The organism is Pseudarthrobacter sulfonivorans (assembly GCF_031454915.1).
Lineage (GTDB): Bacteria > Actinomycetota > Actinomycetes > Actinomycetales > Micrococcaceae > Arthrobacter > Arthrobacter sulfonivorans_C.
The window spans coordinates 31,884-44,555 of sequence record NZ_JAVDRS010000016.1 but is presented as its reverse complement, the minus strand read 5'-3'; the positions used below and the strand labels follow the sequence as shown (position 1 = coordinate 44,555).

Genomic DNA, 12,672 nt, shown 5'->3' with positions numbered 1-12,672 from the left:
ACCCGTGGCTGAACTACTACAACACTGAACGCATCCACGCCGCCATCAAAGGCACCCCGATCACGCGAGTGTCACTAACCTAATGGCCGGGTACAACTAGCGCACCGACCTGTGCATCCAGGGATTGCCCCCGGGTGCTGCCTCGGGCATAGCCAATCACGTTCCGGATCATACGGCCGCCTTTCAATAGTCAGGGTGCCGCATGATCAAACAACGTCAAAACTCTCCTTCCCGCGTTCCGACCGTTGTGAATTGCAGCGATAAATGGCGGCGTTTTCGCAGCGCTAAATGTCACCCTCGATACCCGTTGGCCGATCCTTGAACGCACACCAAGAATTCAAAGCATGCGGGCCCGGGCGAAGTGCATGGCTCGTTTCGAAGAGCCGAGCTATAGCATTGTGCGGATGAAGGTTGCTAAGGTCCACGGACGCTCAGAGCGGAAACTGCAATGATCGGCGACCGGGATCGGGATGCTTCAAGACGCCCGCGGCAGGCCCGGCCACGTGACGCTCTTGGAAGGCCGCTGCCGTACGGAAGCGCCGGCGTAGAGCCGGTCTCCGAGGAGCCGCTGCCGCCGGTGGAGACGTTGGTCTCGGCCAGGAGCCTGGTTGAAGCGGGCCGGCCCTTCGCCGCACATGAGGTACTTGAGGCCCGATGGAAAGCTGGGCCGTCCCAAGAACGCAACCTTTGGCAAGGTCTCGCCCAGATCTGCGTCGGGCTCACCCACGCCGCCCGGGGGAACAGCGTCGGCGCGCTCCGGCTCTTCAAGCGCGGTGCGGCCCGACTCGAGGAGTACGCTTCAGGCGAAGGGCCGACCTATGGGCTCGATTTGTCCGCCGTTGTGAGTTGCGCGCGTGATCGGATGGGCATCGGCCGCTGAGCTCGCGGCCAGCATCCTCACGGCGAAGGCACTATCTCCGGGGGACTGCTGAGAGTTTGCTTGACCAATAACTTGTCCTTAAGGGGAAGGTTCTGAGAACGGTTCACGCGCTCTTGAAATCTAAGGGTGCTGGACGTCAGATGGTGTCAGACAACCACTCCCAAGGAGGCCACCATGACGATCACTTTCAACCACACCATCGTCTACGCAACAGACAAGCGCCGTTCGGCGAAGTTCCTGGCCAACGTACTCGGACTGCCGGAACCCCAACCAATGTGGTCTTTCATGACCGTACCCCTTGACCATGGGGTAGCCCTCGATTTCGCCACGGCGAACCGGCCCATCTCCCCGCAGCACTACGCCTTTCTGGTCAGCGAGGAGGACTTCGACGGAATCTTCGCAAGGATCCAGGCCGAGGGCATCCTCTACTGGGCAGACCCGGGACGGTCCCGCCCACAGCAAATCAACCACAACGACGGCGGACGCGGCGTCTACTTCGCGGATCCTGACGGACATTTCCTCGAAGCGATCACGCGTCCGTATGGATCGGGTGCTGCATGATTCCCAGTTGCCGGATTTGATGTGGTTGGCGCGCCCCGGGGGCACCCCCGCCTAGGCACTGTCCCACTTCCTTGAGCTGAACCCATCCAAGGACTGCCACTCCCCGGAACGATTCGACGCAGAAGGAGTGCGTAATATGCCTGTCTCATAAGTTGTTCCAAAACCGGTTCCCGCCTGATGCGTGTGGAACCAACTTGTGAAACAGGCGAGACGGGGAGGCATCTCCGCAAAGGATCCTTTTTCAAGACCGGAGGGCGGCCAGGCTCAGCGGTCGGAGCCAAAGATTCCCGGAGTCTCCCGAGACCCCGCGCCGTCCCCTTCAGGCCGCTTGAATTGTCTTACGCGTCGAAATGGGTCCGGACGCTCGGGTCTTCGGAAAGCGAAGCGACCACTGATGCGGCGATGTCCCGGAGCTTGACATTGCGGGTGCTGGAAACGATTCTCAGGATCTTGAACGCTCTCTCCTGGCTGCAACGGTTTTGTGCCATGATTGCGCCGGTGGCCAAGTCGATGGTCGTCCGGGCTTCCAAGGCTGCCATGAGGTTGGTTTTCGCGTCGGCCAACTGACTGATCCGCACCGCCAGCCGAAGCGCTTTTGACGCATGATATGAATACGTTTCGACCATGCGGATGTCCTCACCACTGAACCCATGGGACCGGGTGGAGTACAGGTTCAGGCCCGCTTCCGCTTCCCCGTCAAGGATCAGCGGTACCGACAGGCTGGATCCCACCCCGTCCTCCAGCGCGGCGGAGGTGTAGGCGGGCCAGCGGTGCTCGTGAGTCAGGTCAGGCACATGCACAACGACCTGCTGGCGGATCGCGGACAGACAGGGTCCATCGCCGGCACTGTATTGGGTTTCATCCAGCCTGCTCGCCCGCTTTTCGCTGCTGGCGACAGTCACTGGTTTCTTTCTTTGAATCAGCGTGATGCTGCAGAAGGCGACGGCCGGGTCGGCCAAGGTGGCAGAGGAGAACTCGGCGAGTTCATCGAGCATCTCCCCTACATCCCGGGTTTTCAGGACAAGATCCTGCAAGTGGTCGACGACGAGGTCTGGGGGCAGCAGCTGTGGTTCGGTGGCGATGACTGGGCTCATTCCTCATTGGGCCCTGACAACAACCCTTGACGGGGGGCACCGGAGGACGGCGAAGCAGCGCGTGCGGCTGTTCTTTGAGTATGCTCCGCCTCTCCTGCAATAGCCAGCAGTCGGCATTGCGACGGTACAGGGTCATGGGCCCTTACCGCGATGGAAGCAAGATGCTGTCTTAGTAAACAATCCTTTGTCAAGACCTGAGCGCCGGCCTGTCCTCAGCTGGTCGAAGCGGCACTACCGGCGTCTTCCGAGCCCCTGCCTCGTCCCATCAATGTGTCTCACATGCCTTATTCTCAACAAAAGGTAACTTAGCCTTAGATGAGAGCAGGTGGGCATGGGGAGTTTCGGGTCGCCATGACGGTCAGATTACCGCCACGGCAGGTGTGCGGCGTGGGAACGGGCATTGATGCCGGTCCGGAACTGCCCGAGCCGCCGCGCCCCACCACCAACGCAGTCACTGCTACGTCCAACCACTGCCCCCGCTATGGAAGGTGGCGGGCAGACACCACCAGCCATACGCCGACAGCGATCCCTGCGCCGCATAGATATCACCCTGCTGTCGCTGGATTGCTCGGAGCCCTCTGGGCAGGTCCACGCCAAGGCTCCCGCAGCGATGACCGGACCCATTCGGACACGTCGGTTCAAGCGGCTTGGTGATCACTTGGATCGCCCTGGAATTCCCGGACCTCCACCGGGAGCATCGTCGCACCAGCCAGCTTCCTCCCCCACTCCAGGGCGGAATCCAGATCGGGGGCCAGAATGATGGAGAGCCCGCCGAGGTGCTCCTCACCCTGAAGGTAAGGGCCAGCCGAAGTGATCACCTCGCCGCCGCTAACGCGGATCACCACTGCCGCGACAGGTTGGTCCAAGCCTCCGGCGAAGACCCACGCCCCCGCCTTGAGTTCGCTGTTGAAGGCGTCCACCTTCCGCATGATGGGTTCCAGAATCTCCGGCGGCGCCTCACCACCATCGGGTTGTTGAATGCTTAGCAGAAAGTGCTTCATATCCTGATACCTCCATTGCCGGGATGGGATGCAGTCGCTGTCGCACGCTCGCTGCAGGAAGACAGCCTCTTTGTGAGCGGACCCCACGACCCCGGTAGAACGCAGCCGCCTACGCGTCCTTCAGTGGTGCCCCGCCGCCGTTGTACCGAACATGAGGGTTCGCCGGCTGACGTCGTAGAACACTGTCTCCGCGGTGGAAAGCAGGTCCTGGAGGTTGTCTGCGTCGTCGGCGTCGATGGTGAGGACTTCTTCCCACGCGCCCTGATCGAGGACCAACTGCAGGGTCCACGTTCCCGGTTTGCCGGCGTCACCAGCGATCCAACTGAACTGATAATGGCTGAGCTGGCGTACCTTGATGCTATCGTCCGTGATCGGTTGCTTGGGGGTGGGATTCATGGCCGGTCCTAACGTTCCTTGAGTCGCTGTAGTTCACTGGACGGCTCAAATCTAGGCCCGCCGGTTCCGGATGTAAATGATGATTACCGCCCCCTCCCCGCCAGCCTGGCCCCCCACAGTTGAACGACGCTGACGTTCGAATCGAACCCGTACTTAAGAGACCGTGGTCCACAGCAGTCCGTCCGGTCGGCGCGAAAGACCGAGGTCGCGCTTGCTGAACCTGAGCGGGCCGCAGCTTCCCCGAGTCGCCCTTGCCTGCGACACTGCAATATGGCAACCAGCTCCTCCGACGAGCACCCGGGCACTTCTTCGCCGGCTCGCCCGGGAATCGTCGAGGAGTTGCTTGCCGTCGCCAGGCTTGGGCGAAGGCGGTCGTCGGTAACGATGCGGATCGCATCGCCACCTTCCAGACGGATGACTGGGGGTTATTGTCTCTGAATCTGGCGTCTCCCCGCCGCGTACGGCAGCTGCTCGCAGACGTCACCCTGTCACTGTGTCGGCGTGCCGGTGGGCTACCTTCCAGCCGCCGTCTTCGCGGCGGTACACCTGGGTGGCCCGCAAGGTGTAAGTACGAGGCTCCCCGTCGACGGAGGCCGAAGTGTGTTCCAGGCCGGCGGTGTAAGCCATGGCGCCGACGACGTCGAAAGCCAGGACTTCAAAGGCGTAGGAAGTGCAGTCGGAGAACTGCCTTTCAAGGCCAATGAAGAGTTCGTCCAGTTCGTGCTGCCCGTGGGCGTTGCGCCAGGCCCCGAGAATGCTCACTGGTTCAGCGCGGGACCAGAGCGCCCGGCGCGGTGCCGAGTCGCCATTGTGCAGGGCCAGCTCCGCCTCGTGCAGGGCTGACTTCACCCAGGCCAGGAAATCATCGCGTTCGGTCATGCCCCCAGTATGCTCCGGGGCGGCAGTGCGCGCATCTGACGAGGTCGCCCAGGTCCCCGGCAAAATTCCCAGGTCTATGAACTCGGCGTTAGTACACAGTCACGATGAATTTGCCGAGCACGTGGCCCTGTTCGCTTTTCGCGTGAGCGGCCGAGATGTTGTCCAAGGAAAAGGTTTCTGCGACCGGCAGCCGAAACTTTCCCTGCTCGAATAAATCCGCCGCCTCGGCGCGCGCCTCCGCCGCGCGGTCCGGGCCTATTCCGCCGGTTAGCCGCACGCCATACTCGGCGGCCCGGTTGTCGGCGACCGTGATGACCTTCCCGGCGCTGCCTGTGAGCTCGATAAGCTCCGGCAGAACCCCGGAGCCCACCGCGTCCAACGCGACATCGACGCCACGCGAGGCAAGCTCCCACACACGGTCGACCAGGCCAGGGCCGTACGTTGTCGGGATCGCACCGAGGGAGCGCAGATACTCGTGATGCCCTTCACTGGCCGTGCCGATGACGGTCGCTTCGCTGGCGAGGGCGAATTGGACGGCGGCCAGGCCCACGCCGCCAGCGGCCCCGTTGACCAGCAGAGTCTGACCGGACTCCAGGGGCAACACGTTCAACGCCCGGCGCGCCGCTTCGGTCGACATCGGGTATCCGGCGGCCTCTTCAAAGGAGAGACTCTCCGGCTTCTTCGCCCACTCGGCCAGCACCGCGTACTGGGCCGCCGCACCGGTGGAGGAGGTGCCGATGGGGACGCTGCCGAAGACCTCGTCACCGACAGCGACCCCCTTCACACCGTCGCCCACCTCGTCCACGACCCCCGAAGCGTCCAGCCCCACCCCGGCCGGAAAGCTGATTGGCATGACGGCTGCCAGTGCCCCGCGTCGAATCTTCCAGTCGAAGGCATTTACGCCTGCCGCACGAACGGCCACGCGGATCTGGCCCGGCCCGGCGTGCGGTGCCTCCACTTCGACGACCTTGAGGACCTCAGGCTCTCCATACTCGGTAAATTGAACAGCTTTCACTGCATTCTCCCCGTCTGAGTTCGCGGCATGATTGCCTTCCTCATGATCCCAACGGCCACTGGGCGGGGCAAGGACCAGCTACTGGGATTCACGGCGTGGCCCACGCCGGAAAAGATACCGCCGGCGCACACCTCATCGATAACCACGGCTACACCCGCTACGGCTGCGCGGACCCAGTCAAGGAGCACGCCTACCTCCTGGACGTCCGCGTCAACGGCAGCATCAGCCTGTCCATGCTTCTTGAGATCCTCGACTATGACTGGGACCGCGCCGCCCCTTCCTGGGACGCCGGCATGAGGAAACGGTCCAAGCCTGCAACACCCTGATCGCCGCGGCAAAGCAGAACGGCGTGAACGTACTCCTGGTGAAGACGGAGCATGAAGAGGATAAGTCGACCTCGACGCTGAACATGCTCAAGGATGACCAGGGCTTCATCTTCCGCGGCACGGAACAGGCAGAATTCGTCCCCGGCCTAAGGCCGGCAGGACTGCCCCATCTCCTGAAAACCAGGGACAGCGCCTTTCTCGCAACCGACCTGCTGCTGCGCCTGCGGAACTGGAACGCCGACACGGTCGTGCTCGCCGCGTCTCGACTCACAACTGCATCGCCCAAAGCGCGGCCGATGCCTTCGGACACACCATCCGGGTCATCCACGCCGCCGACGCCACCGCATCCGAGGACCAGGAAGCCGCTGCCACCGTCCAGGACATCCTCGCCCGCGAATACGGTCAGCGGGTTCTCCCACTGACGGAAGTCATCGAGATCCATAGCGCCCGTCGCCGCTAAGACATCTGAAAGCCGGAATTGCGGTAGGCACGGCCTGAACAGGCCCGCTCCGGGAGCAGACCAGTCACCAGCGTCATCTCCGTCTAATTGCCGCACCCGGTGGCGGGCACCAGGTGCTCCCACCGCCGGGTGCGCGGATCCTACTGGCCGGCAGTCCTGCGGGTGCTTTCTTCGACGCACAGGTCGTACCAGAACTCCGCGCTGAGGTGCGGAGTTGGGGTATCAAGATTCCGGTATAGGGCGTCCAACAGGGCTGCGAGTTCTTCACCGGAAAGGCCGGGAATGACTTCCTCGGGTCCCCTAGGGTCACTCATGAATCTGGACAGCTGTGCGTGGTTCATCGCGTACTCACCGGGCTTGGCGCATCAGCCAAGGTGTACTTCATAAGGGCCTCCACTTGAACATCCGGAGGCCGGTTGGGCAACTCGGCCCCTAACGCCTCATAGACACCATAAACGAGACCCCGTACTGGTAGAGCAGAACAGGGCAAATACCTCCGGGAAGCGTCGGAACCGGATGCGCTCCGCACCCACAATGGGGGAAACACATTCGGGTGCTGCCGGGTTGGCAGTGATCCAGCGTGGACGCACAGACAGACCAAGGAGAACAATCACGACGGCAATTGACTACGACGAACCAAGGCATGCTCCGGAGGACGAGCTCACAGCGTCCCTGGAAGGTCTGAAGACGGAGAAGAGCCCGACGCAGCCTGCCATTGACGTTGACGAAGCAGAACTCGCCGACGACTTCACCCTCCCCGGAGCCGACCTGTCCCACGGAGAACTCCTCATCCAGGTAGTCCCGATCCAGGCAGACGAGTTCACCGGCACGTCCTGTTTCCTAGTCCACCACCCCAGCCAACTGGCCAGGGAGCAAGACGGCAACAAGTACTGCCTCGACCGCGAAGGTTAGGGCACAGCAATGTGCCCGGGTTATTCCGCGGCCCTTAGCCTCCACCACACCGGCACAGCTGCACGCTGAACATCCCGGCCCCGGGATGACCGGATTTAGCCGGCCGGATCCAGGTGCTCTCCCCCAGCCCGCTGCCGGGCTTCAAGCTGGTGCTGCTCCAGCTTCGTTTCCGCATCCCTGCGGCGATACCCAATCGCACGCAACTGACCCCGGGTGGGATGACGGTGCTCCCGCTCCCACGCGTGGTCATTCACACCGGTCCCGGGAAAACCCGCGCCGCCATAACCGTTCGCATCTTGACTCATGTCCGGATCGTCTCACGAGCCCCTCCGCGGAAGAAGCACCTGAGCCAAATAGTTACCTTCTAAGGAAAGTCCGTCCTACAGGATTCAAGGGACCGGAGCCATTGCACATTCTGATCAAGGGGCTGGTCGCTCATGAACAACCGAACATCCAACGGATCCTGGGCACCTGCCTCAAATCCCACGTCACGCCGTAGAGTTAAGGCAGGCTGGCGGCGACAAAGCCCCTGGCAACCTCCCACCGACCAGTGGCTCATCCCCCAGCCCGTCGCCGGTCCCGGCGCTATCCCCTCCGGAACCACAATGTCAGTCCCGCCCGGAACGCGTCCCAACACCGAAGCCGCGCCATCCCGCGCTCCCCCACCAACGGTCAATAACGCCTTCTCCCCCGTTCTGACCAATATTGATTCCGACAACGAGTTCCGACAGGTGATCCGTTGTCCTGTCCCGGGCCAGCAGTGTCAGTTTCCGAAGTCGGCTGCACAGAATGTCCAAAGCCGTCTGCACAGCCCGCCCGTTGGGGGATCCTTTGTTGAGACCTGCCTAAGGCCCGCCGCGTCGCCCTATAGCCGCGTCGTCCTATATAGGTTTGCAGGAAGGGCGACGGGCCACTTACTCGTTAGCGCTTTCTTCGGGCCGAGAGGTTCCGCGAGTGAAGGACCACCGCAACAATGATTAGCGGGACGTGAATGGCCGGGAGATTTCGCGCGATCCATTGTGGAAGGTAGATGTCGGTGACGGAGCCCGTGCTATCTCCGAGGTTTCGTGCCACCGCGGTAAGTGGGCAGTGAAATCCGTTACCGGCAAAGACTAATGTCTCCAGGGTCACAACCGCTGCCGCGGTCCCGGCCCTCCGGTCGGACTGTCCCCGGATGCCGGAGTACAGGACGTAAAGCATGCAGGCCTCGATGGTGAACCACGCAAACGTGTGGAACGCCTTCACAGCCCTAAGTCGCTTGCCGCGGTCGTCCATACCCCCATGATCGTGCTCGGATCCCGGAAATACGAGTCCCAAGTCGGCCGAAAGAGCACGGCTCTCAGGGCAGGGGAATTGAATGGTCCCTTGATGCCAAGGGTTAGGGTTTGGCAACTGGACGTGGAAAGGATGGCCAACAGGGCTGCCGTGACGGGAAAGACGAGGGCATAGCCGATAACTCCGATGTTGCGCAGCTGCACATCGTTTGCGACGACTCCACTACAACGGGACTCAGGACGTGCCGTTCAGCGTGACCGTGGAGGGCGGGTGTTGGGTTGCCTTTTCTCACTCCCGCCTGAGGACGTCCAGAATTTCACCGACCGCGACCTCGTCCAGACCTTCCCGTCGGATCGGCTGGTTCGGATGTAGCTCGTAGAAGTTGCGGCTCCCGACCCGGCGGCGGGTCAAGTAGGCGCCGGCGAGACAATCGGAACGACCGCATGGAATGCGTTCGTGCACGTACTAATGGTCGGTCTCGTGGGCGCGCTGCTGCTCGTGCCACCGCTAGAACGGTGGGTCGACCAACAAGTCATGAGCTAAGGGAGGAACCAAGGAAAGGTTCCTCTACCTGACGTATACACAGGAGCCCCACGTGTGTAGCGTTCATCGGAACATACGGACGAGGTGGCTCCATGAGCACGTTGTACGAAAACGGGATGCCGGAGCGAAGGACTCCCGCGGACGTATCGCGCAGGAGACCCCTGGCCGCAGCGGTCGTTGCAACGTCGTTGGGTGTGGCCGTGTATATTCTCGGCGTACGCCCCCGGCTGATGCGCTGGGGAGCCACGCCCACAGAGGCGGCCGCCCCGCTACCCGGTGACGGCCTCGTAGCGGATGCCCGACTGCAGTTCACCCGTGCCGTCACCATTAAGACACCGGTCTCCCGAGTGTGGCCCTGGCTGGTGCAAATGGGTGCCGGCCGCGGCGGGCTGTACTCCTACGACGCCTTCGAAAACGCCATCGGACTAGGCATCCACAGCTCTGATCGGATCCTGCCCGAATTCCAGCAGCTGAAAGTCGGCGACATTATCCCGTTGCATCCCGACGGCGGTGTCCCGGTCCGGCTGCTTGAGCCGGAGGCCGTGCTGGGTCTGGGCGGAACAATGAACTACTTCACGGGGGCCATCAGCCCACCCGGCGCGCCGGCACCGGACAAGAGGCTGGACCTGAGCTGGACGTTCATACTGCGGGCCGTGGACGAACGCACCACCCGGCTCGTGTCCAGGACCCGCTTCGGCTATACGTCAACGGCTCTGGGGCTGGCCCTGCGAGTCCTGCTCGAGCCGATACAGCTCCTCATGGAACGCAAGATGCTACTGGGCATCCGGGACCGGGCCCAACGCACCTTCTAAGCGGCTCCCTGTTACGGCTCCAACTTGCAGCTTGCTCAGGTGCAGGATGCCGAGGACAAGGAACAGCAGGGACAGCGCAAGTGCCGGCCAGAACGCAGCTGGGACCAGTGTGGCGTTGAACATGGGCTTAACCAGTTCACCCACGGCCAGGGAGAAAATGAGGGTGAAGCCGAGGACGTAGGCGGCCGGCAGCAGGAGCAGCCCGGTTCCGTGATTTCTATACGTCAGAACGGACAGGATCAGGAAGGCGGGCATGACGAAGCACAGGTCCAGGACGAAGATCGAGTAGAGGGAATCGATCTGCTCCCCGGTTCGCATCAAGGGCAGAAGCATCCCGATCCAGAGCGGGTAAAAGATGAGGGGCTGGAGGATGGCACCGGAGGCGGATACCCTGCGAAACGTCTTGATGAGGGCGGGTTGGGGCAGGTCACGACGAAGGTAGGCGCCGGCATAGACCAAGCTCCAGAAAGCCAGGGTGAAGATCGCCATATAGACGAGGTACAGACCGTTGTAGGCGCGCTCGATCACGTAGATCCCGTATGCGTAGAACAGATAGCCCAGAAGCCCCAGGGCAACGATCTGGTGCTTCTGTCGGTCGGCATGTGATGTGAGGGCCAGATACAGGAGCCCGAGCGCGGCGGCGGCGGAGAGCAGGTCCTGCGAATACGCCCCGGGGATGAGCTCTTCACTGACAATGTGGTCGTAAATCCGCGGGTTCCCCAGCCCTATAGCCGCTGCAGCCAGTGTGAGTACTCCAGTGATCGCCCAAAGAATCCGGTGGAAGTTTATATGGGTGAGCAAGGTTGACCTTTCGGCAGGAGGGAGGGCACTGAAGTTCCCTTCAGGCCTTTGACCGGGTGGTCGACCAGCCCTCTAAGCATCAGTGCCGGCAGCGATAGTCACAAGACCTCATCGAGAGGGAGTGTGGAGACCCTTGCACCCGCAGACGATTACATGTACGCCTTGCATAAGGGACGGTGGTGTCGCGGACCCGACCGGTGTCTGTTTTCAAAGGTGGACGCGCGGACAAAATTGCAGCTCGGAGGCGGGACATTGAAAGCAGCGGTGGTTTACGAATCGATGTATGGCAACACGCATAGGGTTGCAGAGGCAATTGCAGAGGGGCTTGGGCCGATGGCGGCGACGGAGGTCTTCTCCACAGGCGAGGCGGAACGGATGGACCTAAAGGGCCTTGATCTGCTGGTTATCGGGGGACCCACCCATGCCCACGGCATGACTCGCTCACAAACGCGTCAGGCAGCAGTGAAAGACGCCCGCAGCGGGGCGAAGGAACTGATCCTTGACCCGTCGGTCGAAGGCCCTGGCGTGCGTGAGTGGTTAGACTCACTGGACCCCTCCTCGGGCAGGGCAGCAGCTTTCGATACTCGGGTCGACATGCCAGAACTATTGACGGGGCACGCTTCCAAAGGCATCGGGAAAAAACTCAAACAGCACGGTTTCGAACTTGTCGCCGATCCTGAGAGTTTTTTGGTCAGCGGAGACAGCGACCTCCTCCCCGGAGAGCTGGACCGGGCACGGAAATGGGGCCAGACGCTGGCCTCAAGCCTGAAGGATGAGCAGCAACGCAACTGACGGAACAGGCACATGACCACGCAGCGCAGTAGCCGGGCAGGCAAATTTCCCTTGAGGCTACGCCAGGTTGCCGATGTAACCAAGGCCATCCCGCTCTTTGTCGCCGCGTGCGCTGGGGCGCTACCGCCGAAGAGGTCGCCGGCCCTATGCCTGGGGACGAACTCGTACCCGTGTCCCACTTCACCGCAACGCGAGCGATCACCATAGAAGCAGATCCCGAACTGATTTGGCCCTGGCTGGTGCAGGTCGGGTTCCGCAGGGCGGGCTTCTACACATATGACCTGCTCGATTCTCTTGGGGAACCGAGCGCGGAGAAGATTCCGCCCGAATGGCCGCACCCGCGGATTGGAGACGTGACCGCGCCGATGACCGGCCGGGCCACCCCCTCAACCTCGTTTAGGGTGGCAGCGGCCCACCGGCCCGAGTCCCTCGTCTGGTCCAAGCCCGACTCATCATGGGCCTGGCAACTGACCAGGCTCCCCCTTGGACGGACCCGACTCGTGACGCGCCTGAAGCAGCGCTACCGCCCCAGCCCCTCCGTGATCCTCACGGTGACCCTGCTCGAGTTCGGGGACTTCCCGATGATGAGGGAGATGCTCCAAGGGATCAAGGCCAGAGCCGAGCAAAGAGACGACCAACTCGATCACACATAGAAGAGAACGTCAGCGAAGAGTGGGACAATCTGGGCTATGCGCCGATCCGAACCTACATACCCAGGGAGTGTGAGCGCTTGTAACAAACGTTGAACACCCGAGCAGGGTTGGTTCCCGAGCTCTCGTCCGTACGGTGGGTGGCATTATAAACAGCTGAAATCCTCACCTCTCTCGGAAACGAAGGATTTCAAGAACAGGTTGATTTGAGAATCGTGGTGTTCGTGGCGAGCAGCTGCGAAGGGGCTTCTTTCTGTGGAAAACCGCCGTGCAGA

Annotated in this window: 16 protein-coding genes; 8 read left to right on the top strand and 8 right to left on the bottom strand. The window is 62.0% G+C overall.

Annotation, left to right across the window (positions count from 1 at the left end):
- Positions 1-448: 448 nt before the first annotated feature.
- Together J2808_RS21960 and J2808_RS21955 are read left to right on the top strand one after the other, a co-directional pair.
- A complete protein-coding gene (locus J2808_RS21960) occupies positions 449-880 on the top strand; it encodes a DUF309 domain-containing protein (protein ID WP_309820933.1) in 432 nt (143 codons plus the stop codon).
- Between the two features lie 174 nt (positions 881-1,054).
- Positions 1,055-1,441, top strand: coding sequence for a VOC family protein (locus J2808_RS21955; protein ID WP_309820931.1), 387 nt, complete (start codon positions 1,055-1,057; stop codon positions 1,439-1,441).
- Positions 1,442-1,779: 338 nt separating this feature from the next.
- On the opposite strand, the gene J2808_RS21950 is transcribed toward J2808_RS21955, so the two are convergent.
- The 5 genes from J2808_RS21950 to J2808_RS21930 all read right to left on the bottom strand — a co-directional run bounded on the left by J2808_RS21950 (position 1,780) and on the right by J2808_RS21930 (position 5,826).
- Positions 1,780-2,535 (bottom strand): GAF and ANTAR domain-containing protein, encoded by a 756-nt coding sequence (locus J2808_RS21950; RefSeq protein ID WP_309820929.1) that lies wholly within the window; start codon positions 2,533-2,535, stop codon positions 1,780-1,782.
- A 638-nt stretch (positions 2,536-3,173) separates the two neighbouring features.
- The gene (locus J2808_RS21945; RefSeq protein ID WP_309820928.1) at positions 3,174-3,536 is read right to left on the bottom strand and encodes a YciI family protein; all 363 of its coding nucleotides are present in this window, start codon (positions 3,534-3,536) and stop codon (positions 3,174-3,176) included.
- A 120-nt stretch (positions 3,537-3,656) separates the two neighbouring features.
- On the bottom strand, positions 3,657-3,932 hold the full coding sequence (locus tag J2808_RS21940; protein WP_309820926.1) for a hypothetical protein: 276 nt from the start codon (positions 3,930-3,932) through the stop codon (positions 3,657-3,659).
- Positions 3,933-4,412: 480 nt separating this feature from the next.
- Positions 4,413-4,811: a nuclear transport factor 2 family protein gene (locus J2808_RS21935; RefSeq protein ID WP_309820925.1), complete on the bottom strand. Its 399-nt coding sequence runs from the start codon at positions 4,809-4,811 to the stop codon at positions 4,413-4,415.
- A gap of 88 nt (positions 4,812-4,899) precedes the next feature.
- Complete coding sequence (locus J2808_RS21930; protein ID WP_309820923.1) at positions 4,900-5,826, bottom strand: NADP-dependent oxidoreductase; 927 nt, start codon at positions 5,824-5,826, stop codon at positions 4,900-4,902.
- Positions 5,827-5,921: 95 nt separating this feature from the next.
- On the opposite strand from J2808_RS21930, the gene J2808_RS21925 reads away from it, so the two are divergent.
- Both J2808_RS21925 and J2808_RS21920 read left to right on the top strand, forming a co-directional pair.
- Complete coding sequence (locus tag J2808_RS21925; protein ID WP_309820921.1) at positions 5,922-6,152, top strand: hypothetical protein; 231 nt, start codon at positions 5,922-5,924, stop codon at positions 6,150-6,152.
- 23 nt (positions 6,153-6,175) lie between these two features.
- Entirely contained in the window at positions 6,176-6,574 is a 399-nt protein-coding gene (locus J2808_RS21920; protein ID WP_309820918.1) for a cysteine hydrolase family protein, read from the top strand.
- Positions 6,575-6,752: 178 nt separating this feature from the next.
- Here the strand turns inward: J2808_RS21920 and J2808_RS21915 are convergent, their stop codons facing one another.
- A complete protein-coding gene (locus J2808_RS21915; RefSeq protein ID WP_309820916.1) occupies positions 6,753-6,926 on the bottom strand; it encodes a hypothetical protein in 174 nt (57 codons plus the stop codon).
- Between the two features lie 295 nt (positions 6,927-7,221).
- On the opposite strand from J2808_RS21915, the gene J2808_RS21910 reads away from it, so the two are divergent.
- Positions 7,222-7,524, top strand: coding sequence for a DUF4193 domain-containing protein (locus J2808_RS21910; RefSeq protein WP_309820937.1), 303 nt, complete (start codon positions 7,222-7,224; stop codon positions 7,522-7,524).
- Between the two features lie 921 nt (positions 7,525-8,445).
- On the opposite strand, the gene J2808_RS21905 is transcribed toward J2808_RS21910, so the two are convergent.
- Complete coding sequence (locus J2808_RS21905) at positions 8,446-8,799, bottom strand: hypothetical protein (protein ID WP_309820914.1); 354 nt, start codon at positions 8,797-8,799, stop codon at positions 8,446-8,448.
- Positions 8,800-9,434: 635 nt separating this feature from the next.
- Between J2808_RS21905 and J2808_RS21900 the strand changes: the two genes are divergently transcribed.
- Positions 9,435-10,154, top strand: a complete 720-nt coding sequence (locus J2808_RS21900; RefSeq protein ID WP_309820913.1) for an SRPBCC family protein — start codon at positions 9,435-9,437, stop codon at positions 10,152-10,154.
- Here the strand turns inward: J2808_RS21900 and J2808_RS21895 are convergent.
- The gene (locus tag J2808_RS21895) at positions 10,116-10,955 is read right to left on the bottom strand and encodes a hypothetical protein (protein ID WP_309820911.1); all 840 of its coding nucleotides are present in this window, start codon (positions 10,953-10,955) and stop codon (positions 10,116-10,118) included. The genes J2808_RS21900 and J2808_RS21895 overlap by 39 nt on opposite strands.
- Before the next feature lie 252 nt (positions 10,956-11,207).
- On the opposite strand from J2808_RS21895, the gene J2808_RS21890 reads away from it, so the two are divergent.
- Positions 11,208-11,747 (top strand): flavodoxin family protein, encoded by a 540-nt coding sequence (locus J2808_RS21890; protein WP_309820908.1) that lies wholly within the window; start codon positions 11,208-11,210, stop codon positions 11,745-11,747.
- Between the two features lie 146 nt (positions 11,748-11,893).
- On the top strand, positions 11,894-12,400 hold the full coding sequence (locus J2808_RS21885) for a hypothetical protein (RefSeq protein WP_309820906.1): 507 nt from the start codon (positions 11,894-11,896) through the stop codon (positions 12,398-12,400).
- Positions 12,401-12,672: the final 272 nt, after the last annotated feature.

What these genes read in the sequence shown, in the direction of transcription:
- J2808_RS21960 (WP_309820933.1), top strand. Translation starts at nt 449, where the DNA reads ATGATCGGCGACCGGGATCGGGATGCTTCAAGACGCCCGCGGCAGGCC.
- J2808_RS21955 (WP_309820931.1), top strand. Translation starts at nt 1,055, where the DNA reads ATGACGATCACTTTCAACCACACCATCGTCTACGCAACAGACAAGCGC.
- J2808_RS21950 (WP_309820929.1), bottom strand. Translation starts at nt 2,535, where the DNA reads ATGAGCCCAGTCATCGCCACCGAACCACAGCTGCTGCCCCCAGACCTC.
- J2808_RS21945 (WP_309820928.1), bottom strand. Translation starts at nt 3,536, where the DNA reads ATGAAGCACTTTCTGCTAAGCATTCAACAACCCGATGGTGGTGAGGCG.
- J2808_RS21940 (WP_309820926.1), bottom strand. Translation starts at nt 3,932, where the DNA reads ATGAATCCCACCCCCAAGCAACCGATCACGGACGATAGCATCAAGGTA.
- J2808_RS21935 (WP_309820925.1), bottom strand. Translation starts at nt 4,811, where the DNA reads ATGACCGAACGCGATGATTTCCTGGCCTGGGTGAAGTCAGCCCTGCAC.
- J2808_RS21915 (WP_309820916.1), bottom strand. Translation starts at nt 6,926, where the DNA reads ATGAGTGACCCTAGGGGACCCGAGGAAGTCATTCCCGGCCTTTCCGGT.
- J2808_RS21905 (WP_309820914.1), bottom strand. Translation starts at nt 8,799, where the DNA reads ATGGACGACCGCGGCAAGCGACTTAGGGCTGTGAAGGCGTTCCACACG.
- J2808_RS21900 (WP_309820913.1), top strand. Translation starts at nt 9,435, where the DNA reads ATGAGCACGTTGTACGAAAACGGGATGCCGGAGCGAAGGACTCCCGCG.
- J2808_RS21885 (WP_309820906.1), top strand. Translation starts at nt 11,894, where the DNA reads ATGCCTGGGGACGAACTCGTACCCGTGTCCCACTTCACCGCAACGCGA.